The following is a 22928-nucleotide window of genomic DNA, read 5'->3' on the forward strand; positions in this document are numbered from 1 at the left end:
TCCCTTCGGCCCCATGGCCGAAGGGCAGATTTCCCGCAAGCATTGTCAGCCGGGTCGATGAACGATAGCCAACCTAAACTCGTCTGCCGCAATGTCTGGAAGCTGTTCGGCTCCGGCGCGCGCGATTTCCTGCGAGCGCGGGAACCGGAATCGGTCACCGGCGACGATCTTACGAAAGCGGGCCTCGTCGGCGCGGTACGTAATGTCAATCTCGAGGTCCGTGACGGCGAGATCTTCATCATCATGGGGCTGTCGGGCTCTGGCAAGTCGACACTGGTGCGCTGTCTGTCGCGCCTGGTCGAACCGAGCTCAGGCGAAATCCTGTTCAATGGCGAAAACCTGCTCGCTGCCGACGAAGCCCGGATGATCGAAATCCGCCGCCACCAGATGGGCATGGTGTTCCAGCAATTCGCGTTGCTGCCGCATTTGACGGTGCTGGCGAATGTGGCCTTTCCGCTGGAGGTTCAAGGCGTCAAACGGCACAAGCGGGAGGAGCTGGCGCGCCGCATGGTCGAACTTGTCGGCCTGTCTGGCAAGGAAGGTGTCTTCCCGCGCGAACTCTCCGGCGGCCAGCAGCAGCGAGTCGGCATTGCCAGGTCGCTGGCGGTGGAACCGGAGCTTTGGTTCCTCGATGAACCCTTCTCGGCGCTCGACCCGCTCATCCGGCGCGAAATGCAGGATGAATTCATTCGACTGCAATCAGTACTGAACAAGACCATCGTTTTCATCACCCACGATTTCGACGAAGCGATCAGGTTGGCCGACCGCATTGCCATCATGAAGGATGGAGCCGTCGTGCAGATCGGCACGCCCGAGGACATCGTCCTTGCCCCGGCCACCGACTATGTCGCCGAGTTCACCCGCAACGTCCCGAAAGCCAAGGTGATCAAGGCGCAATCGATCATGAAACCGGTACAGGGCGCGCAGCCGAAAACATCGGTGCCGGCGCGGGCCACCGTGTCGGATGCCGTCGCACTTTTCGACGGTTCCACCGAGTGCGTCGGTGTCATCGACGAAGCAGGCAACATGTTGGGCCAACTGCTTCGGACCGACGTCGTCGACGTGCTGATGAGGGGATGACGATGACCGCCCCGGCCAACCCCAGCGTCGAAGCTGCTGCCGGTCCGATTGGCTTGCCGCGCGGGCTCATTCCCTGGATCGTCGCTGCCGGCGCCTTCATTGTGCTTTGGCGGTTTGGCGGGGCCTATGACTGGGCCTTCGAATATCCCGGTGCAGCGATCATCCCCGCTGGACGATGGATCGGCGATTTCATGAAATGGCTAGTCAACGAGGCGCATTTCGGACTGTTCAGCTTCAAGGACCTGACCCGGTTCATTGCCGCCCTGATCGACCTGCCTTACCGCTGCGCGCTCAGCCTGCTGGCGACCGGCTTTCTCAAAGGCCAGGGCTCGGGCGCGGTCCAGATATTGCCACCGCTGTCATGGGTCGCAGTGACCGCGACCATTGGCCTGATCGGTTTTCATGCCGGAGGCCGCAAGCTCGCGACACTGGTGGTGCTGTGCTTTGGCTTCCTGGCAGCCTTCGGCCAATGGCAGAGCGCAATGGCAACGCTCGCCTCGATCCTGGTTGCGGTGCCGATCGGCGTGATCGGCGGGCTGCTGCTTGGCATTGCGGCCTATCGCTGGCACTGGTTCGAACGGGCACTCACCCCAGTCCTCGACCTGATGCAAACCATTCCGGTCTTTGCCTACCTGGTGCCGATCCTGTTCCTGTTCGGTTTCGGGCCGACAGCGGCGGTGGTGGCGACGGTGATCTACGCGATGCCGCCAATGACCCGCATTGCCACGCTCGCGCTGCGCGCGGTGCCTTCCGATACGCTCGACCTTGGCAGGATGATCGGCTGCACGCGCCGGCAGATGACATGGCGGGTGCTGGTGCCATCGGCCAAGGACGGCCTGATGGTCGGCGTCAACCAGGTGATCATGCTGTCGCTGAATATGGTGATCATAGCCTCGATGATCGGCGCCGGAGGCCTGGGCTTCGATGTTCTGGCGGCATTGCGGCGGCTCGACATCGGCGCCGGCCTGGAAGCTGGACTTGCCATCGTCGCATTGGCGATCGCGCTCGACCGTTTGAGCCAGGCGTTTGCCGCACGCGCCGGCACAATGACGCCGCCCGCCGTGTCGACCAGCCTCCCGGCTCGTCATCCCTACATCGTGGCGGCATTGGCAATGATCGTTCTGGCCGGTGTTGCCGGTCTCGCCATGCCGGCACTGCAAACCTATCCGCCGGCGCTCCAGCTCTCGACCGGCTCGTTCTGGTCCAATGTGGTCGGCTGGATCAACGTCAACTACTTCGATACGTTGGAAGCGGCCAAGAACGCAGTCCTGCTGAACATACTGGTCCCGCTCAAGCGACTGCTGCTCGGACTGCCCTGGGCGGGAGTTACAGCACTTCTGGCCTTCGCCGGCTATCGCCTCGGTGGCCTTCGCCTGGCAACGCTCACCGGCGCGCTTGCTTTCCTTATCGCCGCCACGGGCCAGTGGGAAAAGGCGATGATCACGGTCTATCTGTGCGGAATATCGGTCGTTCTGGCTTGCCTGATCGGAGTTCCCATCGGCATCGCCGCTGCCCAGCGCGACAGGCTGTGGAATTGGGTGCAGGTGATCATCGACACACTGCAGACGCTGCCATCCTTCGTCTACCTGATGCCGGCGGTGATGCTGTTCCGTGTCGGCGACTTCACCGCCATGATTGCAGTGGTGGCATATGCGATCTCTCCGGCGATTCGCTACACCGTGCATGGCCTGCGCAAGGTCGATCCGCGCCTGATCGAAGCCGGCACAGCAATGGGCTGCACGCAATGGCAGTTGCTGACCAGGATCAAGATCAAGCTGGCGCTGCCTGAAATCATGCTGGGACTAAACCAGACCATCATGTTCGCCCTGTCGATGCTTGTCATCACGGCGCTCGTCGGCACGCGGGATCTCGGCCAGGAGGTCTACATCGCCCTGACCAAGGCCGATACGGGACGCGGGCTTGTTGCCGGTCTGGCGGTGGCCTTCATCGCCATCATAGCCGACCGGCTGATCTCGGCTGGGGCCGCTCGGACAAAGGCACGGCTGGGATTGGAGTAAGGGGATGGCTGCGTTGACAACAATGGACCGCATCCGTGACCTGCCCTGCTGGACCGGGAGCATCGACATGGCGCCGCTCAAGGGCGGCATCAGCAACGAGAGCTGGCTGGTCGAGGACCACAATGGCCGCCATGTCGTACGCTTCGGCAAGGACTATCCTTTCCACCACGTCTTCCGCGACCGCGAGGTGATGGTGGCTCGCGCGGCGCATGAGGCAGGCTTCGCACCGGAGCTGCATTATGCCGCGCCAGGCGTGATGGTGAGCGAGTTCCTCGGTGCCAGGACCTATGGCGCCGATGACGTGCGGGCCAATGCCGAGCGCATCGCCCAGCTCATTCGCCGCTTCCACGACGAGATGCCCCGGCACGTCTCCGGTCCTGGCTTCATGTTCTGGGCCTTCCACGTCATCCGTGACTATGCCCGCACGCTGGCCGCCGGCAAAAGCCGGATGGCTGGCGAGCTGCCGCGCTATCTTGATTTGGCGGACCGACTGGAAAAGTCGCAGGCGCCGCTGCCCATTGTCTTCAGCCACAACGACTTGTTGCCGGCCAACTTCCTCGACGATGGCGAAAGGCTGTGGCTGATCGACTTCGAATATGCCGGCTTTTCGACCGCGATGTTCGACCTCGCCGGCACAGCTTCCAATGCCGGCATGACGGTGGAGGAATCGGACGGACTGCTCAGTGCCTACTTCGGGAGAGCGCCGAGCGCCGACATCAAGCGTTCGCACGCGGCCATGCAATGCGCCTCGCTGCTGCGCGAGGCGATGTGGAGCATGGTCTCGGAACTCCATCTCACAGCCCCCGGCGTCGACTATGCCGCCTACACCACGGAGAACCTCGAAAAGCTCGAGGCCACGCTCGAAACCTATCGCACGCAATACGGAAAGCTCTGACCATGGCCCTCCCCTCACATGCCCAGATCGTCGTCATCGGCGGCGGCATCATCGGCTGCTCGACGGCCTATCACCTTGCCCGCGACCACAAGGCCGACGTGATCCTGCTCGAACAGGGCAAGCTGACTTCCGGTTCGACCTGGCATGCTGCCGGGCTTGTGGGCCAGTTGCGCTCGTCGGCCTCGATCACGCGCGTGCTCAAATACTCTGTCGAGCTCTACAAGGGGCTGGAGGCCGAGACCGGGCTTGCCACCGGCTGGAAGATGACAGGCTGCCTGAGGCTTGCCACCAACCAGGATCGCTGGACAGAATACAAGCGACTGGCGACGACAGCCAAGAGCTTCGGAATGGACATGCAGCTGGTGTCGCCGGAAGAGGTCAAGCGCATGTGGCCGCTGATGGAGACGTCGGATCTCGTTGGCGCCTCGTGGCTGCCGAGCGACGGCCAGGCGAGCCCGTCCGACATCACCCAGTCGCTGGCCAAAGGCGCACGCATGCACGGCGCCAGACTGTTCGAGAACGTGCGCGTGACCGGCTTCGAGATGAAGGACGGCCGCATCCTCAGTGTGAAGACCGACCAGGGCGACATTGCCTGCGACAAGGTGGTGAACTGTGCAGGGCAATGGGCCCGGCAGGTCGGTGCGATGGCCGGCATCAACGTGCCGCTGCAGCCGGTCAAGCATCAGTACATCATCACCGAAAAGCTGCCCGGGCTCGCCACCGACGCACCGACGCTGCGCGACCCCGACCGCCGCACCTACTTCAAGGAAGAGGTCGGCGGACTTGTCATGGGCGGCTACGAGCCGAACCCGCAAGGCTGGACGACCGGCGACGTGCCCAACGACTGGGAGTTCCGCCTGTTCGACGACGACTATGATCATTTCGAGCAGCACATGGTGCAGGCCATCGAGCGCGTGCCCGGGCTGGCCGATGTCGGCGTCAAACAGATGATCAACGGTCCCGAGAGCTTCACGCCCGATGGCAACTTCATCCTTGGCGCGGCACCCGAATGCGCCAACATGTTCGTCGGCGCCGGCTTCAACGCCTTCGGCATCGCCTCGGGCGGCGGTGCTGGCTGGGTGCTGGCGCAATGGGTTATCGACGGCGAGGCGCCGCTGGATCTCTGGGTCGTCGACATTAGGCGTTTTTCCGGCCTGCACCGTGACCGGCAATGGGTATCTGACCGCACGCTCGAAGCCTATGGCAAGCATTACACCATCGGCTATCCGCACGAGGAATATGCAAGCGGCCGGCCCTACATCGTCTCCCCGCTCTATGAGCGGCTGAAGCAGTACCGCGCCGTGTTCGGCTCCAAGCTCGGCTGGGAACGGCCCAACTGGTTTGCCCCCGAAGGCATGGAAGCCAAAGACGTCTACGCCATGGGCCGGCAGAACTGGTTCGAACCTGTCGGCGACGAGCACCTGCACGTGCGCAAGTCGGTCGGCGTCTTCGACCAGTCGTCCTTCGCCAAATACGAGCTGGCGGGCAAGGACGCGCAAAAGGCGCTCGACTTCATCTGCGCCAATGACGTGTCGAAGCCTGCGGGACGGCTGACCTACACGCAGCTGCTCAACACGCGCGGCGGCATCGAGGCCGACCTCACCGTGGCGCGGCTGGCGGACGACAAGTTCTATATCGTCACCGGTACCGGCTTCCGCACCCACGACATCGCCTGGATCAGCGACCATATCCCTGCAGGGCTGGACGCGAAGCTGGTCGATGTCACCGAGCAGTACGGCACGCTGTCGCTGATGGGGCCGAGCGCGCGGAAAGTGCTCGAAGCGGTGACCGACGCGGATGTCTCCAACGCCGCCTTCCCCTTCGGCCATATCAGCGAGATCGAGATCGCCGGCGCCAACGTGCGGGCACTGCGGGTGACCTATGTCGGCGAACTCGGCTGGGAGCTGCATGTGCCGATCGCCGCCACCGGCGAGGTGTTCGACACGCTGATGGCGGCGGGCAAGCCGCACGACATCCGGCCCATCGGCTATCGCGCGCTGGAATCGCTCAGGCTGGAAAAGGGCTACCGCGCCTGGGGCTCCGACATCACCCCCAACGACACGCCGTTCGAGGCTGGTCTCGGCTGGGCGGTGAAGCTGAAGAAGGACATCGACTTCCTTGGCCGCAAGGCGCTGGAGAAGACTGGCAACGCGCCGCTGACCAAACGGCTCGCCTGCTTCACCGTCGACGACAAGGACGTGGTGCTGGTCGGCCGCGAGACGATCCTGCGCGACGGCCAGCCGGTCGGCTATCTCACCAGCGGCGGCTATGGCTACTCGGTCGGCAAGAACATCGGCTTCGGCTATGTCAAAAATGCCGGCGGCGTCGACGACGCGTTCCTGACCGGCGGCAGCTACGAACTTGTGGTGGCGATGGAGCGCGTGCCGGCGAAGATCCATCTCGAGCCGCTGTTCGATCCGGCTGCAGCGCGGGTGAAGGCATAACGCGGCCAGGCTGCGACCTTAGCGCGTCCGGCCGGACGCGTGGCATTCGCCAAAAAGCCATGATCTGCCTTATCAACGGTCGACCAAAGCAGGACGACGAGACAAGGACCAGATCATGGCGCGACTGACAGGCACGGTTATGCGGGCGACCGCCCTTGGGGCCCTGCTGTTTTTGGCCGCCTGCCAGACCGGTTCCAACCTCGCCGGCGATGCCGCCGGCGCGTCGGCCACCGGCGTCACGTACCTGCAGACAATCCGCTCGGAACACGGCCTGCCGCCTCTGAGCCCAGATTCCACGTTGGAACGCGCCGCCCTGCAGCAGGCCGCCTACATGGCGCGCAGCGGCAAGATGGAGCATACCACCGGCTGGGGCAAGGATTTCGCCGCGCGCATGAACGACAACAGCGTTGCAGGTGCTGCAGCCGAAAACATCGCCCATGGCGGGATGGAGCCGGCCAAGCTGTTTTCAATGTGGATGAACTCCGCCGGGCATCGCCGCAACATGCTCGATCCGCGCTTCAGTAAGTTCGGCCTCGCCTATGTGCGCGAGAGCAAGGGCAGCGACAAGCGCTACTGGGCACTGGTGCTGGGGCGGTAGGCAAGGCGCTCGGCTTCGGCCTTCGGTGCGCCGATTTCTCGACCGTCGGCGGGTTTCATCTCCGTCACCGCATGGCAACTGTGTTCATGCCGTGACGGTGACGAGGCGCTGACGGTCGAGAAGAGCCCGCAGACCACAGGTCCGGCGCGACAGCGCCCTTCCACCCGAAGGCGCCAGCAGGCGGAAAAGGGCTTCCCTGCCCCTCAGTGTACGCTGGTCGGCACCGTTTCGGGCTCGGCCTTGTCGACCACCTTCTGGCGGTGGAAGATGAACAGGCCCGCAATGACGATGATCGCCGAGCCGATCAGGATCTGCGCATCCGGGTAGTCGCCGAAGAAGGCGATGCCCATGACCACGGCCCAGATCAGCAGCGTGTATTGCAGTGGCGCGAGCAGCGAAGCGGGCGCGAGCTTCAGCGCGCGGGTGATCAGCAGATGTGCCGCGCAGGCGACGACGCCGAGCAACAGCATGGCCGACCAGTCGATGGCGTTTGCCGGCTGCCAGTCGGACGCGGCGAAGATGCCGCCCATGATCAGCGCGCCGACCGTCTGCCAGGTGACGAGGGTCGTGTCGTTGGTGGCGCGCAGCTTGCGGCTGAGGATCAGGCTGATGGCAAAGGACATGCTGCCGACGACGGCGAACAGCGACGGCCAGGACAGCGAGGCCGTCGACGGGCGCAGCGCGATGACCACGCCGCAGAAGCCGATAACGATAGCGAGCCAGCGGCGCCAGCCGACCTTCTCGCCAAGGAAGAAGTGCGAAAGTGCCGCGATGTAGATCGGGCCGGCCATGTAGAAGGTCATGACGTCGGCCAGCGGCAGATAGGCGACCGCGGCATAGAAGAAGGCGGTGTCGGCGGTGGCGAGTACGACACGCAGCACCTGCAGGCCGGGACGCTCGACATCGGTCAAAGGACCGAGCCCCTGCCTGACGATCATCGGGCCAAGGATGATGAAGGCACCGATCGAGCGGATGAACAGTACCTGGCCGACCGAAAAGCTCTCCACCAGCCACTTGCCCATGGCATCGTTAAGCGCGAACATGAAGTCGCCCAGCAACATGAGCAGAATGCCCGCAAGAACCATGTTGTTCTTCGGGAGGGCTAGGGCTTGTCGAAAAGTCATGATGCCATCCGCCGGGCAACGGGCCCGGATCACGGCTATCTATGCGCTTGGAACGTCGATGGCGAGAGCAATCTGGCCTGGACCATGTGTTGCTGCGTCGCAGAACCAGCGGTTACGGCTTGGGCGCGACGACGATGGGACGGTAGACCACCACTGGTCGGTTCCAGTCGTCGAACGCCGACTTGCTCTGGCGAAACTCGGCGCGGCGGTCGAGCTCGATGCGCTGCAGGCATTCGGCAAAGGCATCGTTGCGCTTGGAGAAGCCGTAGGAGCGACACTTTTCTTCGTCGCGCGTGCGCTGTTCTTCAGAAGATACGCAGCCGGCAAGCAAAGCCGCCACCAAAACCAAGAAAACGGACCTCGCCAACATGGTCTTACTCCTTCCGCCAACCGCACGAATCTTGAGTGCGCTTGTAGACTTTTTTGTGACATCCAGCCAGATGCTGTCGGGGCGTCAGTCCGCCTGCGGCGGCACCACATGGCGACGGTTGATCGTAGCCGGACGACCCCTGATCGACAACGCCGTATCGCGCCTTGGGCGCTCGGCCACGACCTTGCCCCTGGCGACGACGCACAGCCGCTCGGCGCGCAGGCGCACCGCCTCGATCGGGTTGCCGGCATCGAGCACGACGAGGCTGGCTGTCTTGCCGACTTCGAGGCCGAGATGGTCGAGACCCATGATCTCGGCGTTGACCTTGGTGACCATGTCAAAGCAGCGGCGCATGTCGGCCGGGCTCGACATCTGGGCGACGTGCAGGCCCATGAAGGCGACGTCGAGCATGTCGGCGGTGCCGAGCGAATACCAGGGATCGAGCACACAATCCTGGCCCCAGCCGACACGGATGCCGGCTTTGAGCATCTCCGGCACACGGGTCATGCCGCGGCGCTTGGGATAGGTGTCGTGGCGGCCCTGCAGCATGATGTTGATCAGCGGATTGGGGATGGCCGAAACGCCGGCCTCCGCAATCAGCGGCAGCAGCTTCGAAACGTAATAGTTGTCCATCGAGTGCATCGAAGTCAGATGCGAGCCGGCCACCCTGTCCTGCATGCCAAGCCGCTGGGCCTCGTAGGCCAGTTGCTCGATGTGGCGCGACAGCGGGTCGTCGGTCTCGTCGCAATGCAGATCGACCATCAGGCCGCGTTCCGCCGCGATCTCGCAGAGTTCGGTCACCGAGCGTGTGCCGTCGGCCATTGTGCGCTCGAAATGCGGAATGCCGCCGACGACATCGACGCCCATGTCGAGGGCGCGAATGGTGTTTTGACGCGCGGTCGGCGAGCGATAGAGGCCATCCTGCGGGAAAGCGACGAGTTGGAGATCGATGTAGGGCGCGATCTCCTTCTTGACCTCGAGCAGGGCCTCGACAGCGAGCAGGCGGTCGTCGCAGGTGTCGACATGGGTGCGGATGGCGAGCAGGCCCATCGAAACCGCCCAGTCGCAATAGGCGAGCGCCCGTTCCTTGACAGCCTCATGCGTCAGCAGCGGCTTGAGTTCGCCCCACAGCGAGATGCCCTCGAGCAGCGTGCCCGAGGCATTGATGCGCGGCAGGCCGTAGGACAAGGTCGCATCCATGTGAAAATGCGGGTCGACGAAGGGCTGGGTGACGAGATTGCCCGAGGCGTCGACGACAGTCTTGGCCGCAGCCTCGATCCTGGGCTCTATCGCGGCGATCGTGTCGCCCTTGATACCGATGTCGGCAACGGTTCCATCAGGCAGCGTGCCGCCCTTGACGATCAGGTCGAAGCTCATCTTTCGCCTTTCTGATAGGGGATCATCAGCGCCTTGGGATAAGTGGCGCGGCGCGCCACCAGGATCAGCGCCAGGATCGATAGTGCGTAGGGCATCATCAGGAACACCTGGTAGGGCACGATGCCGCCCGACATCTGCTGCAGGCGGACCTGGTAGGCGTCGAAGGCGGCGAACAGGATGGCGCCGATCAGCGCCTTGCCCGGCCGCCACGAGCCGAACACCACAAGGGCGATGCAGATCCAGCCGCGGCCGTTGATCATCTCGAAGAAGAACGAGTTGAACGCCGACATGGTGAGGAACGCGCCGCCGACGGCCATCAGCGCGCTGCCGACCATGACCGCACCCATACGGATGGCGGTGACCGAGATGCCTTGCGCCTCGACGGCCGAAGGGTTTTCACCGGCGGCACGGACGGCGAGCCCGACCGGCGTGCGGTAGAGCACCCAGGCAACGACAGCGACAGTGAGGAAGGCAAGATAGGTCAGCGGCGTCTGCGAAAACAGCGCCTCGCCGAGCACCGGGACCTTTGACAGGCCGGGGATCGGCAACGGCTGGAACGGCTCGATCTTGGGCGGCGAAGTGACCTCGGGCAGCGCCAGGCGATAGATGAAATAGGTCAGGCTGGTGGCAAGCAGCGTGACGCCGATGCCGACGACGTGCTGCGACAGGCCAAGCGGCACCGTCAGCGTGGCGTGCAGCAGGCCGAACATGGCGCCGGCAAGGGCTGCGACCAGCACGCCGGTCCACAGATCGCCGCCGGCATAGACGGTGAACCAGCCGGCGAAGGCGCCAGCGGTCATGATGCCCTCGATGCCGAGATTGAGTACGCCGGCGCGCTCGCAGATCAGCTCGCCCATGGTAGCGAAGATCAGCGGCGAGGCGATGCGGATGGCAGCGACCCAGAAGGAGGCGGTGAAGAGGATTTCGAGCGCGTCCATCAGAAGCTCCTGGCCTTCATAGGTACCCCTCTCCGCCTCGCTGCGCTCGGCACCTCTCCCCAAAGGGGCGAGGAACCCAAGCTGGAAATTCGCCGGCGCTGAAGCTGCGTTTCCTCGCCCCTTTGGGGAGAGGTGGCCCGAAGGGCCGGAGCGGGGTTTTTCCTGGGCGGCATCACCTCCACCTCACCTTGAACCGCGTCAGCAGGATTGCCACCACCATGGTCAGAAGCGAGGTGGCGACCATGACGTCGGCGATGTAGCTCGGCACCTTGGCGGTGCGGCTCATGGCGTCTGCGCCGACGAAGATGCCGGCGACGAAGATGGCGGAGGCGATGACGCCGAGCGGGTTGAGCATCGCCAGCATGGCAACGACGATGCCCGAGTAACCATAGCCCGGCGACAGGTCGAGCGTCAGGTTGCCCTTGAGGCCCGACACCTCGGAGAAGCCGGCGAGTGCCGCCAGCCCGCCCGACAGCAGCGCCGTCTTCATCAAGACGCGGTTTACGGGGATGCCGACGAAACGCGCACCCTCAGGGTTGTGGCCAACGGCGCGCATCTCGTAGCCGAGCACCGCCTTCTTCATGATGACCCAGACGACAATGGCCGAGACGAGCGCAATGACGAAGCCGTAGTGCAGCCGCTTGCCCTGGATGATGCGCGGCAGTTGCGCCTCGGCGATGACCTTCTGCGACTGCGGCCAACCCAGCCCCATCGGATCCTTGAGCACGCCTTCGAGCAGCATCGAGACAAACAAGAGCACGATGAAGTTGAGCAACAAGGTGGTGACCACCTCGTCGACGCCGAAGCGGGTCTTCAACGCAGCCGGGCCAAGCAGCAGCAGCCCGCCGGCAATCATTGCAACCAGCATGATGACGGGGATGAGGACGATCGAAGGCAGCGGCAACGCGCCGGTGCCGAGCACTACGGTGACGATGCCGCCGACATAAAGCTGGGCCTCAGCACCGATGTTCCACAGCTTGGCGCGGAAGGCGACGGCTACGGCAAGGCCGGTGAAGATCAGTGGCGTCGCACGCGTCAGCGTTTCCAGCAAGGCGAACTGCGAGCCCGCCGCGCCCTTGGCAACGAGGTAGAAGACCGACAGCGGCGAAGCGCCGGCGGCGAGCACCAGGAGTGAGGTGATGAGTAGTGTGGCGACGATGGCCGCGACAGGGAACAGCAAGGTAAGCGCCAGCGACGGCGCAGGTTTCGGCTCAAGCCGCATGATGATGCCTTCCAACGACTTGAGATGGCTGCGGGACAGCACCCCCCTCTGTCCTGCCGGACTGTCCGGCAGGACAGAGGGGGGCAAGGTGGGGCGCGGTCCTAACAAGGATGTTCCTCACGCCGCCTGCCCTTCCCCGCCATGGCCTGCCATCAGCTCACCCAGTTCGCGGATGGTCCGCTCACCGCGCGACGACGGCGCGGACAGCCGTCCCTTGGACATCACGACGATGCGGTCGGACAGCGCCAGGATTTCCTCCAAATCCTCCGAAATCAGCAGCACCGCCGCACCCCGCTCGCGCGCCGCAAGCAGCATGCGATGGACATAAGCGACGGCGCCGACATCGAGGCCCCGCGTCGGCTGGCTGGCGAGGATGACCGCGGGCTCGGGATCAAGCGCACGACCAAGGATCAGCTTCTGCATGTTGCCGCCTGAAAGCAGACGGATGCGCGCTTCGGGAGACGGGCATTTGACGTCGTAGTCGGCGATGATCTCCTCGGCGAAGGCCCGCGCCGCCTTCCAGTCGAGAAAACCCATGCGGCTGAAGCGGTCGCTGCCATAGCGCTCGGCGATGACATTTTCCATCACACTCATGTCGCCGATGGTGCCGACTGCGTGGCGATCCTCCGGAATGCGGGCAATGCCGTGACCGAGGGCCGCGCGCGGCGACCAGTCGCCGACAGCCTGGCCGGCAATCGAGAGGCGTCCGCCGGTCGGGCGCTGGGTGCCTGACATGAGCGCGGCGAGCGCTGCCTGGCCGTTGCCGGAGACACCGGCAAGGCCGGTGATCTCCCCGGCACTGAGGATGAGCGACACTTCGTCGAGACCGGCGCCGTTGTGGCGCGCGGTCGAGACCCGGTCGAGCACGAGCAGCGGAGCACCCACATTGGCCGGACTGACCTCCGCAGGCTTGACTTCCTGGCCGACCATGAGTGCCGCCAGTTCCTTGCGGTCGGTCGCCTTTGTTTCGCGCTCGCCAGCAAGCCGGCCGGCGCGCAGCACCAGCACGCGGTCGCTGACGGCCATGACCTCATGGAGCTTGTGGGAGATGAAGATGATCGACAGGCCTATGGCGACGAGCAGCCTCAGCGTGCGGAACAGCGCGTCGGTCTCGGCGGGCGTCAGCACCGCCGTCGGTTCGTCGAGGATCAGCACATGGGCGTCACGGTAGAGCGCCTTGAGGATTTCGACGCGCTGGCGCTCGCCGACGGAAAGCGTCGAGACCGTGGCGGCAGGATCGACCGTCAGGCCGAAATCGGCCGACAATTGCTCGATGCGCTGGCGCGCGGCAGCCCTGTCGAGACGCACCTGCCACAGGCTCTGCGTGCCGAGCACGATGTTCTCCAGCACCGTCATGTTGTCGGCCAGGGTGAAATGCTGATGCACCATACCGATTCCCGCATCGAGTGCTGCGCGCGGATCGCCTGGTGGCAATGGCTTGCCGAACGCCTCGACCGTGCCCTCGTCGGCGACATAGTGGCCGAACAGGATGTTCATCAGCGTCGTCTTGCCGGCACCGTTCTCGCCGAGCAGGGCGATGACCTCGCCGCGCTTCAGCTCGAACGAAATGGCGTCGTTGGCCACGAGCCGACCGAAACGCTTGGTGATGCCGGAGAGGCGGAGGACGGGGTTGCTGGTCACGTTGACAATCGGGGCCGGCGTTACGGACAAGGCTCCTCTCCCCGTTCACGTAGAGAGGATGGCGGCAGCCAGATGAAGGGCGGCGCGAACCATCGAGAGTTGGCTCAGCCCCTCATCCGGCCTTTAGGGCCACCTTCTCCCCGCGAACGGGGAGAAGGAAACGGCGCTAGCTCGATTTCGGCTCGGCGTCGTTGATCTCGACGGTGAACGAGCCGTCCTTGATCGCCTTTTCCTTTTCGGCCACCTTGGCCTTGATGTCGTCAGGCACCTTGCCCTCGAAGGTGCCGAGCGGGGCCAGCGACGAGCCGCCGTTCTTCATGAAGGAATAGACGCCGTAGTCGTCGGCCTTGAAGGTGCCGGCCTTCACTTCCGCGATCGCCTTGTCGAGCGTCGGCTCGAAGTGCCACAGCGCCGAGGCAACCACGGTTTCCGGGTAATCGGCCTGGGTGTCGATGACGTTGCCGATGGCAAGCACCTTCTTTTCCTTGGCGGCATCGGAGACACCGAAACGTTCGGCATAGAGCAGGTCAGCACCACCGTCGATCTGGGCGAAGGCGGTTTCCTTGGCCTTGGGCGGATCGAACCACGAGCCGATGAAGGCGACCTGGAACTTGGTATCGGGAGCCACTTCCTTCACGCCCGCCATGAAGGCGTTCATCAGGCGATTGACCTCGGGAATCGGATAGCCGCCGACCATGCCGATGTTCTTCGACTTGGTCATGGCGCCGGCAACGAGGCCGGAAAGGTAGGACGCATCCTGGATGTAGTTGTCGAAGACCGAGAAATTCGACACGGCAGCGTCGGGCTTGAAGCTCGAGCCCATCAGGAAGGCAACGTCGGGATAGTCCTTGGCGACCGCGCGGGCGGCATCCTCGACGCCGAAGACCTCGCCCAGGATCAGCTTGTGGCCAGCCTCGCAATATTCGCGCATAACGCGCTCATAGTCGTTGTTGGCGGTGTTTTCCGAATAGACATATTCGATGTCGCCACGGTCCTTGGCGGCGTTGGCAGCCTTGTGGATGCGGCTGACCCACTGCTGCTCGACAGGAACGGTGTAGACGGCAGCGACCTTGATCGGGTCGGCGGCGAAAAGACGGCCGGGCAAACCCACGGCGGCGATGGCGGCGGACGCGCCGGCGGCCTTGATCAGGGTGCGTCTGGAAATGCCTGAATTGCTGGAATTGCTGTGCATACGATCCACCTCTGGCTGGTTTTGTCTTCTTTGGCGAAGGCGACTTTTTATCGTTTGGTCAACGGTATGCGAAATCGCCGACAGCGGCAATCTGGGGCACCCGACTGTCCACCGTGCCGTGGCGGCTGCGACAGTACGCCCGGGTCCGAAGATCAACGGCAGTTTCCCTTCGCAGACAGGTGCTCTATACAGTCCGGCGCGGGAGACTATTGCCCAAGGGACTTATTGATTTGCCTCGATTTTTTCGCCCGACGCAGAATCATCTTCTGATCTGGAGGCTGATCCGGGAGTCGTTCCGCCAGCATGCGGTTGGCTACGGCATAGCCATCGTTGCAATGCTTGTCGTGGCCGGCATGACGGCCGCGAGCGCGCTGGTCATGAAGTACATCACCGACGAATTCGTCGTCAGCAAGGACATCAATCGGGTCTATCTGATCGCAGCTGCGGTTGCGGGGATTTTCATCCTCAAGGGTATCGCAACCTTCGTCCAGGCGTTCTTCCTCAGCCGCGTCGGCAACTCGATCATCGCCGACCGCCAGCGCAAGATCTATGACCGGATCCTGGCGCAAGGCATCTCGTTTTATCATTCGATCCCCTCGTCTGACCTGATCACCCGCGTCACCCACAATGCGCAGGCGGCACGCGTGGTGCTCGATGTCATCGTCACCTCGTTCGTGCGCGACCTGTTTTCCCTGATCGGCCTGGTCGCGGTGATGATTTACCAGCAGCCCGTGCTGTCGCTGGTCGCCTTCATCGTCGGGCCGATCGCGATTTTCGGCGTCAACCAGATCCTGCGCCGGGTGCGTAAGATCATGGAGGCCGAGTTCATGTCGCTGGCCCAGATCGTGCAGGTGATGCAGGAAACGACCATCGGCGTCAGGATCGTCAAGTCGTTCAACCTTGAGCAGGTGATGCGCAGTCGCATGCACAGAGCCGTCTCCGACGTTGAAAGACGCGCCAACTCGATCGCAGCACTCGAAGCCGGCACCAGCCCGATCATGGAGACGCTGGCTGGACTGGCCATCGCCGGTGTCGTGCTGGTCAGCGGCTATCTCGTCGTCCAGGGTGGACAGACCCCGGGCAGCATCATGTCGTTCATCACGGCACTTCTACTGGCCTACGAGCCGGCCAAGCGGCTGGCCCGCTTCCGTGTCTCGCTGGAAGCAGGCCTGGTTGGCGTGCGCATGATGTTCGAGCTCACCGACCGACCTCTCACCCTTGAGGAAAAGCCCGGCGCGGAAGCTCTGGTGCCAGGTCCCGGCAAGATCGAACTCCAGCATGTCAGTTTTTCCTATGCAGACGGCGAGCCGGTGCTGCGCGACCTCGATCTCACCTTCCCGCCCGGCAAGATGACGGCGCTCGTCGGCCCGTCCGGCAGTGGCAAGTCGACGATCATGAACCTGATCATGCGCATGTATGACCCCAACAGCGGGCAGGTCCTGTTCGACGGGCAAGATATCGCCCATGCGACGCTGCATTCGGTGCGCGACCGCATTGCCTATGTCAGCCAGGACACGTTCCTGTTCACGGGCACGATCATGCACAACATCCGCCTGGGCCGCGACGGCGCCAGCGACGAAGAGGTGATCGACGCCGCCAAGGCCGCCAATGCGCATGACTTCATCATGGCGCTCAAGGGCGGCTACGAAACGCAGGTCGGTGAAAACGGCGCCCTGCTCTCGGGTGGCCAGAAGCAGCGCCTGTCGATTGCCCGCGCCATCCTGCGTGACGCCAACGTCTTGCTGCTCGACGAAGCCACCAGCGCCCTCGACGCCGAGTCGGAAGCGCTGTTCCGCGCGGCTTTGGAAAAGCTGTCGTCCGGCCGCACGACAATTGCCATCGCGCACCGCCTGTCGACGGTCCACCAGGCCGACAATATCGTGGTCATGCAGGACGGCAAAGCCGTCCAGCAGGGGCGCCATGTCGATCTGATCGAGACCGAAGGCCTCTACCGCAGGCTCTACGAATTCCAGTTGATGGACTGAGCCGACCAGAACGCGTTGCAAAGGCCGCGACCGGGACCCGGGCGCGGCCTTTTTGCTATCCGGCGTCAGTCGATGCGGATGAACACGCCCTTGGTGTTGAGGTATTCGTCGAGATGCTCGGCGCCGCCCTCGCGGCCGTAGCCGCTCATCTTGTAGCCGCCGAAGGGCACCGCCGGGTCGATGGCGTGGTAGGTGTTAACCCACACCGAGCCGGCCTGCAGCCGGCGCGACAGCTGGTGCGCAGTGGTAAGATCCCGGGTGAAGACGCCCGCCGCCAGGCCGTAAGGTGTGTCGTTGGCGCGCCGCACCACCTCGTCGAGCGTGTCGAACGGTAGCGCTGAAATGACCGGGCCAAAAATCTCCTCGCGCGCGATGCGCATGGTGTCGGTGACGCCTGAAAAGACCGTCGGCGCGACGAAGTTTCCGGCCGCGAGCGCGCCACGCGACAGCCTGGTGCCGCCGGCAACGAGCCGCGCGCCCTCTTCCGAGCCGGCGCGCAGGTAGCCCTCGACGCGCTGGAGCTGGCGTGGCGAAATCAGCGGGCCGATCTCGGTCTCCGGGTCGATGCCATCGCCGATGCGCAGGCCCGCTGCGTAGGCGGCGAGACGCGCGACGAACTCGTCGTGAATGGACCGGGCGACGAACAGGCGCGAGCCGGCGATGCATATCTGGCCGGAATTGGCGAAGACCGACATCGCGGCCACAGGCACGGCGCGTTCGAGATCAGCGTCGGCGCAGACGATGACCGGCGACTTGCCACCCAACTCCAGCGACACGCGCTTGAGGTTGCCGGCCGAGGCGCGGACGATGCTCTGGCCAGTGGCGGTCGAACCGGTGAAGACGATCTTGTCGACGCCCATATGCTCGGCGAGCGGGGCACCCGCCTCCGCGCCGGTGCCCGTGACGACGTTGACGACGCCGTCGGGCACGCCTGCCTCGGCCATCAGTTCGGCGATCAACAGCGGCGTCAGCGGCGCCTCCTCCGACGGCTTCAGCACCACGGTGCAGCCGGTGGCCAAGGCGGGGCCGATCTTCCACACCGATGCGGCGGTCGGTGCGTTCCACGGAATGATGGCGCCGACGACACCGATGGGCTCCTTGCGGGTGTAGGAGATGATGTCGCCCGAAAGCGAATTGTCGATTGTCTGACCATGCAGCGCCGTTGCCATGCCGGCGTAGTAGCGCAGCATGCCAAGGACGCGGTTGGCATTGCCACGCGCCCGCGCGATCGGCAGGCCCATGTCGGTGGTGTCGGAGACGCAGATCTCTTCCCAGTGGCGCTCGAACAGATCGGCGACCTTCAGCAGCAGCTTCTGCCTCTCATGCGGCTTGAAACGGCTCCATGGCCCATCGAAGGCGTTACGTGCCGCAGCAACAGCGCGCTCGATGTCTTTCTTGCCGGCGCGCGGCACCGTGGCGATGACTGTGCCGGTGGCGGGATTGCGCGTCTCGAACGTCTCGCCGGACGCCGCCTCCACCCATGCGCCGCCGATGAACATGCGGCGATGGCTGCCGTCGAGCAAATGGCGGGGCTGGATTATCGTCATGGCTTGGCTCCTCGCCGGCGCAGCCATGGGCACAGGCACCCAGGGCTCTTGCGCAAAGCTAGGCCGGAGACGTCAGGCCATTCAAGTCTCTGAGATGGGGCCAGCGGCAGCCAGCGTCAGGCTACGGAGGTACGCTCGAAGTCGCCTGTTTCGCGATCCATGACCCACAACTCGCCGGCCGAGATGTCGAACCAGGCGCCGAACAGTTCCAGCCTGCCCTTCTGCTCCAGGATCTTCACGCACGGGAAGGTGCGCAGATTGGCGATCGAATAGCGGATCGAGATGCGTTCGAGTGCCGTCTGGCGCTCGGCCTGCGTCATCATCGTGTTGCTGGTCACCGTCTCGGCGGCCGGCGCCACAAGGCTCATCCACTTGCCGATGAAGTCGCCCGGCGAAAGCGGTGCCATGTTGGGGTCGAGCGCGGCGCGGATGCCGCCGCAACGGCCATGGCCCATGACGACGATGTTCTTGACCTTCAGCGCCTGCACGGCGAACTCGAGCGCCGCCGACGTCGAATGGAACTCGCCATCCGGCGAATAAGGCGGCACGAGGTTGGCAACGTTGCGGACGACGAAGAGCTCGCCGGGCCCGGAATCGAAGATGGTTTCGGGCGCGGCGCGGGAATCGCAGCATGCGATAACCAGGGTCTCGGGCGACTGGCCTTCGCGCGCCAGGGACTTGTAACGGTCCGTCTCGGCCGCATAGCGGCCGGTCATGAAGTTGCGATAACCGGCGAGCAGGATCTCGGGCAAATGCGACATGAGCATCGCCTTAAACAAAAAAGGTCGTTGCGGCAAATGCAAATGCGGCCGTTCCTCAACGTCGGTTCAACCCGTTGCGCGGGTCCCCTGCCCGGCCAGAAGTCGTTCAGGTCGACGCTTTACCACCATGCTGGTTGGACTATGCTGCCGTAAGGGCAGCCAGGCAGCCGCGCGCGCCAACCATGCCGCGCCAAACGGCCTGCCTTTTGGCATCTGGTCGCGCCCACAGCCACAAGGAGAGATGAAATGCGCCTGCTCCTTTTCGCCGCCTCGATCACCATTCTCTCAATCGCCAGCAATGGCGGACCGGCATCCGTCAGCCCTGCTCAGGCCCAGGAATGCACCGGCGAAAACTGCCCGCAGCCGAGCGGCCAAGGCAGGGATTGTGAACACAAGAAGGAAAATACGGTCAGCTGACCGCATCGGCGCCGCCGTCCCACCGCTTTACCCTGATTGGGGGCAGCCGCCACGGCTTTCCAACCAACAAAAAAGCCCGGTTAACACCGGGCTTTTGTTTGTCGAGGTGTTGGTTGGCTGGGCTGGTTGGCTCAGTGATCCATGGCCTTGACGATTTCTTCGGTCATCTTCTTGGCATCGCCGAGAAGCATCATGGTGCCGTCCTTGTAAAACAGCGTGTTGTCGATGCCGGCGTAACCGGAGCCCAAGCTGCGCTTGACAAACAGGCAGGTGCGGGCCTTGTCGACGTCGAGGATCGGCATGCCATAGATCGGCGAGCTCTTGTCGTCACGCGCCGACGGGTTGGTGACGTCGTTGGCGCCGATGACGTAAGCGACGTCGGCCTGGGCAAACTCGGAGTTGATGTCTTCGAGCTCGAAGACCTCGTCATAAGGCACATTGGCCTCGGCGAGCAGCACGTTCATGTGGCCGGGCATACGGCCGGCGACCGGGTGGATGGCATACTTCACCTCGACGCCATTGGCCTTGAGCTTGTCGGCCATCTCGCGCAGCGCATGCTGGGCCTGGGCGACTGCCATGCCGTAGCCCGGCACGATGATGACCTTTTGGGCGTTCATCATCAGATAGGCCGCATCGTCGGCGGCACCTGTCTTGACCGTGCGCTGGATGCCGTCGTCGACCACAGCTGCCGTCTCGCCGCCGAAGCCGCCTAATATGACCGAGATGAACGAGCGGTTCATGCCCTTGCACATGATGTAAGACAGGATCGCACCCGACGAGCCGACCAAGGCACCGGTGATGATCAGCGCGAGGTTGCCGAGCGTGAAGCCGAGCGCTGCCGCAGCCCAACCCGAATAGGAGTTGAGCATGGAGACGACCACCGGCATGTCGGCACCGCCGATCGGGATGATCAGCAGCACGCCGAGCGCAAGCGAAAGTGCCACGATCAGCCAGAAGATGGTCGTCGACTGGGTGGTGACGAGCAGCACGATCAGCACCACGAGCGCAATGGCAAGGGCTGCGTTGATGACGTGGCGACCCGGCAGCATGATCGGCTTGCCCGACATGCGGCCATCGAGCTTGAGGAAGGCGATGACCGAGCCGGTGAAGGTGATGGCGCCGATGGCGACACCCAGGCTCATCTCGACAAGGGCCTGGCCGTGGATGGCCCCGACCGCACCGATGCCGAAGCTTTCGGGCGCATAGACCGCGGCTGCCGCGACCATCACCGCGGCCATGCCGACGAGGCTGTGGAAGGCAGCGACAAGCTGCGGCATCGAGGTCATGGCGATGCGGCGCGCGGTGACAGCACCGACACCGCCACCGATGGCAAGGCCGAGCACGATCAGGCCGAGGCCGGTCGCCGACGGCTTGGCCAGCGCCAGCGTGGTGACGATGGCGATGCCCATGCCGACCATGCCGTAGGTGTTGCCCTTGCGGGAGGTGGTCGGGTGCGACAGGCCGCGCAGCGCCAGGATGAACAGGATGCCGGAGACGAGGTAGAGGAAGGAAGCGAGGTTAATGGTCACGTCACTTGTCCTTCTTCTTGTACATCGCCAGCATGCGCTGGGTGACGAGGAAGCCGCCGAAGATGTTGACCGAGGCCAGCACCAGGGCAACGAAGCCAAAGCCGGTGGCAAGGCCCGATGCGGCAATGCCGACGGCCAGCAGCGCACCGACGACGATGACCGAGGAGATCGCGTTGGTCACCGCCATCAAAGGTGTGTGCAGGGCCGGTGTCACCGACCATACGACGTAGTAGCCGACGAAGATCGCCAAAACGAAGATGGCGAAGCGGAACACAAACGGGTCGATCGCTCCGCCAGTGACGGCGTGCGCCGCATTGCCGGCGGCTTCCGCCGCACCTTCTGATGTGGCGAGATCCTGGACGCCGAGCCGAACGGCAGCGACCGCCTGGTCGAGCTGGTCGAGGGCTTTTTGAAGACCTTCCATCACGCGTCTCCCTGAGATGACTTCTTCGGCTGGGCAGCCGGCTTTTTGGCAGCGGCGGGCTTGTTGGCGGCCGCCGGTTTGTCAGCCTTGGCGGCAGGAGCCTTCTTCGGCGTTGCCTTGGCGGTACCATCGCTTGCCGGATCGTCGCCACGGTTCTGGCCCGCAACGATCGGTTTTGGCTTGTCCGCTGCGGCAGCTGCCGCATTGGCGAAGTTCGGATGCACGACCTTGCCGCCGTCGGTCAGCATGGTTGCCTTGACCAGTTCGTCGTCGCGGTTGATGGCGATCTGCTTGCTCGTCTTGTCGACCATGGTCTCGAGGAAGGCGAACAGGTTCTTGGCATAAAGCAGCGAGGCGGAAGCCGCGACACGGCCCGGCACGTTGAGATGGCCGACGATCTTGACGCCGTTGGTGGTGGTCACGACCTTGCCTGGCTGAGCACCTTCGACATTGCCGCCGCGCTCGACGGCGAGATCGACAAGCACCGAACCCGGCTTCATCGAAGCGACCATCTGAGCCGACACCAGCTTTGGCGCCGGACGACCCGGGATCAGGGCGGTGGTGATGACGATGTCCTGCTTGGCGATGTGCTCGGCGGTCAGTGCCGCCTGCTTGGCCTGGTACTCCTTCGACATCTCCTTGGCGTAACCGCCAGCGGTCTCCGCTGCCTTGAACTCCTCGTCTTCGACGGCGAGGAATTTGGCGCCGAGCGAGGCGACCTGTTCCTTCACCGCCGGACGCACGTCGGTGGCGGTGACGATCGCACCCATGCGGCGCGCGGTGGCGATCGCCTGCAGGCCGGCAACGCCGACACCCATGATGAACACTTTGGCCGCAGGAACAGTACCGGCCGCGGTCATCATCATCGGCAGCGCCCGGTCATATTCCGAAGCACCGTCGATGACGGCCTGGTAGCCGGCGAGGTTGGCCTGCGACGACAGCACGTCCATCACCTGGGCCCGGGTGATGCGCGGCATGAACTCCATGGCAAAGGCCGTCACACCGGCCTTGGCCATCGCAGCGACCGCAGCGTCGTTGCCATAAGGATCCATGGTGGCGAGCACCGCGGCACCTGGCTTGTAGCCCTTGAGCTCAGCCTCGCTGGGACGGCGCACCTTCAGCACGACATCCGCTTTCGCAACATCGGATGCCTTGCCGATGACCGCGCCAACGGCGGCAAAATCGGCATCGGGAATGCGCGACAAGGTCCCTGCCCCGGTTTCGACAACCACGGCAAAACCAAGCCCGACAAGGCGTTTCACCGTATCCGGCGAAGCACCAACTCGGCTCTCAATCGCTTCAAGCTCTCTGGGTATGAATATCGTCCCGGACATCCGAGGTCTCCGCGCAAATGTTCATCCGCCGG

19 protein-coding genes are annotated in these 22928 nt (G+C 64.0%); 7 read left to right on the forward strand and 12 right to left on the reverse strand.

Annotated elements, in window-relative coordinates; genetic code table 11:
* The first annotated feature begins 57 nt into the window (after positions 1-57).
* The 5 genes from IHE39_RS15005 to IHE39_RS15025 all read left to right on the forward strand — a co-directional run bounded on the left by IHE39_RS15005 (position 58) and on the right by IHE39_RS15025 (position 7035).
* On the forward strand, positions 58-1080 hold the full coding sequence (locus IHE39_RS15005) for a quaternary amine ABC transporter ATP-binding protein (protein WP_184772036.1): 1023 nt from the start codon (positions 58-60) through the stop codon (positions 1078-1080).
* On the forward strand, positions 1077-3098 hold the full coding sequence (locus IHE39_RS15010) for an ABC transporter permease (RefSeq protein ID WP_434781317.1): 2022 nt from the start codon (positions 1077-1079) through the stop codon (positions 3096-3098). Before IHE39_RS15005 ends, IHE39_RS15010 begins: the two co-directional genes overlap by 4 nt.
* Positions 3099-3111: 13 nt before the next feature.
* Positions 3112-3993, forward strand: a complete 882-nt coding sequence (locus IHE39_RS15015; protein WP_192567198.1) for a choline/ethanolamine kinase family protein — start codon at positions 3112-3114, stop codon at positions 3991-3993.
* A 2-nt stretch (positions 3994-3995) separates the two neighbouring features.
* Positions 3996-6437, forward strand: a complete 2442-nt coding sequence (locus tag IHE39_RS15020; RefSeq protein ID WP_192567035.1) for a GcvT family protein — start codon at positions 3996-3998, stop codon at positions 6435-6437.
* Between the two features lie 115 nt (positions 6438-6552).
* The gene (locus IHE39_RS15025; RefSeq protein ID WP_246485499.1) at positions 6553-7035 is read left to right on the forward strand and encodes a CAP domain-containing protein; all 483 of its coding nucleotides are present in this window, start codon (positions 6553-6555) and stop codon (positions 7033-7035) included.
* A 203-nt stretch (positions 7036-7238) separates the two neighbouring features.
* On the opposite strand, the gene IHE39_RS15030 is transcribed toward IHE39_RS15025, so the two are convergent.
* From IHE39_RS15030 to IHE39_RS15060, 7 genes are all read right to left on the reverse strand, one after another.
* Complete coding sequence (locus IHE39_RS15030; RefSeq protein ID WP_192567036.1) at positions 7239-8159, reverse strand: DMT family transporter; 921 nt, start codon at positions 8157-8159, stop codon at positions 7239-7241.
* A gap of 112 nt (positions 8160-8271) precedes the next feature.
* Positions 8272-8529 (reverse strand): hypothetical protein, encoded by a 258-nt coding sequence (locus IHE39_RS15035; RefSeq protein WP_192567037.1) that lies wholly within the window; start codon positions 8527-8529, stop codon positions 8272-8274.
* 84 nt (positions 8530-8613) lie between these two features.
* The gene (locus IHE39_RS15040; protein ID WP_192567038.1) at positions 8614-9906 is read right to left on the reverse strand and encodes an amidohydrolase family protein; all 1293 of its coding nucleotides are present in this window, start codon (positions 9904-9906) and stop codon (positions 8614-8616) included.
* A complete protein-coding gene (locus IHE39_RS15045; RefSeq protein ID WP_184772048.1) occupies positions 9903-10844 on the reverse strand; it encodes an ABC transporter permease in 942 nt (313 codons plus the stop codon). The genes IHE39_RS15040 and IHE39_RS15045 overlap by 4 nt, the downstream gene beginning before the upstream one ends.
* Positions 10845-11016: 172 nt before the next feature.
* A complete protein-coding gene (locus tag IHE39_RS15050) occupies positions 11017-12066 on the reverse strand; it encodes an ABC transporter permease (RefSeq protein ID WP_192567200.1) in 1050 nt (349 codons plus the stop codon).
* Between the two features lie 117 nt (positions 12067-12183).
* A complete protein-coding gene (locus IHE39_RS15055) occupies positions 12184-13737 on the reverse strand; it encodes an ABC transporter ATP-binding protein (protein WP_210327582.1) in 1554 nt (517 codons plus the stop codon).
* A 136-nt stretch (positions 13738-13873) separates the two neighbouring features.
* On the reverse strand, positions 13874-14899 hold the full coding sequence (locus IHE39_RS15060) for a BMP family protein (RefSeq protein WP_192567039.1): 1026 nt from the start codon (positions 14897-14899) through the stop codon (positions 13874-13876).
* Positions 14900-15129: 230 nt separating this feature from the next.
* On the opposite strand from IHE39_RS15060, the gene IHE39_RS15065 reads away from it, so the two are divergent.
* A complete protein-coding gene (locus IHE39_RS15065) occupies positions 15130-16884 on the forward strand; it encodes an ABC transporter ATP-binding protein (RefSeq protein ID WP_184772056.1) in 1755 nt (584 codons plus the stop codon).
* 65 nt (positions 16885-16949) lie between these two features.
* On the opposite strand, the gene IHE39_RS15070 is transcribed toward IHE39_RS15065, so the two are convergent.
* The gene (locus IHE39_RS15070; protein ID WP_192567040.1) at positions 16950-18431 is read right to left on the reverse strand and encodes an aldehyde dehydrogenase family protein; all 1482 of its coding nucleotides are present in this window, start codon (positions 18429-18431) and stop codon (positions 16950-16952) included.
* Between the two features lie 116 nt (positions 18432-18547).
* Positions 18548-19192: a carbonic anhydrase gene (locus IHE39_RS15075; protein ID WP_192567041.1), complete on the reverse strand. Its 645-nt coding sequence runs from the start codon at positions 19190-19192 to the stop codon at positions 18548-18550.
* Between the two features lie 246 nt (positions 19193-19438).
* Here IHE39_RS15075 and IHE39_RS15080 point away from each other — a divergent pair, with 246 nt between their 5' ends.
* Complete coding sequence (locus IHE39_RS15080; protein WP_184772063.1) at positions 19439-19609, forward strand: hypothetical protein; 171 nt, start codon at positions 19439-19441, stop codon at positions 19607-19609.
* 131 nt (positions 19610-19740) lie between these two features.
* On the opposite strand, the gene IHE39_RS15085 is transcribed toward IHE39_RS15080, so the two are convergent.
* Genes IHE39_RS15085 through IHE39_RS15095 form a run of 3 tightly spaced genes read right to left on the reverse strand, consistent with a single transcriptional unit; the run spans position 19741 to position 22896 of the window.
* Positions 19741-21138 carry an NAD(P)(+) transhydrogenase (Re/Si-specific) subunit beta gene (locus tag IHE39_RS15085; RefSeq protein ID WP_192567042.1) on the reverse strand — a complete coding sequence of 466 codons (1398 nt, stop codon included), beginning with the start codon at positions 21136-21138 and terminating at the stop codon, positions 19741-19743.
* Position 21139: 1 nt separating this feature from the next.
* Positions 21140-21562, reverse strand: coding sequence for a proton-translocating transhydrogenase family protein (locus tag IHE39_RS15090; RefSeq protein WP_192567043.1), 423 nt, complete (start codon positions 21560-21562; stop codon positions 21140-21142).
* The gene (locus IHE39_RS15095) at positions 21562-22896 is read right to left on the reverse strand and encodes a Re/Si-specific NAD(P)(+) transhydrogenase subunit alpha (RefSeq protein WP_192567044.1); all 1335 of its coding nucleotides are present in this window, start codon (positions 22894-22896) and stop codon (positions 21562-21564) included. The genes IHE39_RS15090 and IHE39_RS15095 overlap by 1 nt, the downstream gene beginning before the upstream one ends.
* Positions 22897-22928 lie beyond the last annotated feature (32 nt).

Origin of the sequence: Aminobacter carboxidus (genome assembly GCF_014863355.1) — a bacterium.
Classification (GTDB): Bacteria; Pseudomonadota; Alphaproteobacteria; order Rhizobiales; family Rhizobiaceae; genus Aminobacter; species Aminobacter carboxidus.

Coding starts and splice junctions, on each gene's coding strand:
- IHE39_RS15050 (WP_192567200.1), bottom strand. CDS start 12,066: ATGCGGCTTGAGCCGAAACCTGCGCCGTCGCTGGCGCTTACCTTGCTG.
- IHE39_RS15040 (WP_192567038.1), bottom strand. CDS start 9,906: ATGAGCTTCGACCTGATCGTCAAGGGCGGCACGCTGCCTGATGGAACC.
- IHE39_RS15095 (WP_192567044.1), bottom strand. CDS start 22,896: ATGTCCGGGACGATATTCATACCCAGAGAGCTTGAAGCGATTGAGAGC.
- IHE39_RS15035 (WP_192567037.1), bottom strand. CDS start 8,529: ATGTTGGCGAGGTCCGTTTTCTTGGTTTTGGTGGCGGCTTTGCTTGCC.
- IHE39_RS15080 (WP_184772063.1), top strand. CDS start 19,439: ATGCGCCTGCTCCTTTTCGCCGCCTCGATCACCATTCTCTCAATCGCC.
- IHE39_RS15060 (WP_192567039.1), bottom strand. CDS start 14,899: ATGCACAGCAATTCCAGCAATTCAGGCATTTCCAGACGCACCCTGATC.
- IHE39_RS15020 (WP_192567035.1), top strand. CDS start 3,996: ATGGCCCTCCCCTCACATGCCCAGATCGTCGTCATCGGCGGCGGCATC.
- IHE39_RS15030 (WP_192567036.1), bottom strand. CDS start 8,159: ATGACTTTTCGACAAGCCCTAGCCCTCCCGAAGAACAACATGGTTCTT.
- IHE39_RS15010 (WP_434781317.1), top strand. CDS start 1,077: ATGACGATGACCGCCCCGGCCAACCCCAGCGTCGAAGCTGCTGCCGGT.
- IHE39_RS15070 (WP_192567040.1), bottom strand. CDS start 18,431: ATGACGATAATCCAGCCCCGCCATTTGCTCGACGGCAGCCATCGCCGC.
- IHE39_RS15045 (WP_184772048.1), bottom strand. CDS start 10,844: ATGGACGCGCTCGAAATCCTCTTCACCGCCTCCTTCTGGGTCGCTGCC.
- IHE39_RS15090 (WP_192567043.1), bottom strand. CDS start 21,562: ATGGAAGGTCTTCAAAAAGCCCTCGACCAGCTCGACCAGGCGGTCGCT.
- IHE39_RS15025 (WP_246485499.1), top strand. CDS start 6,553: ATGGCGCGACTGACAGGCACGGTTATGCGGGCGACCGCCCTTGGGGCC.
- IHE39_RS15075 (WP_192567041.1), bottom strand. CDS start 19,192: ATGTCGCATTTGCCCGAGATCCTGCTCGCCGGTTATCGCAACTTCATG.
- IHE39_RS15005 (WP_184772036.1), top strand. CDS start 58: ATGAACGATAGCCAACCTAAACTCGTCTGCCGCAATGTCTGGAAGCTG.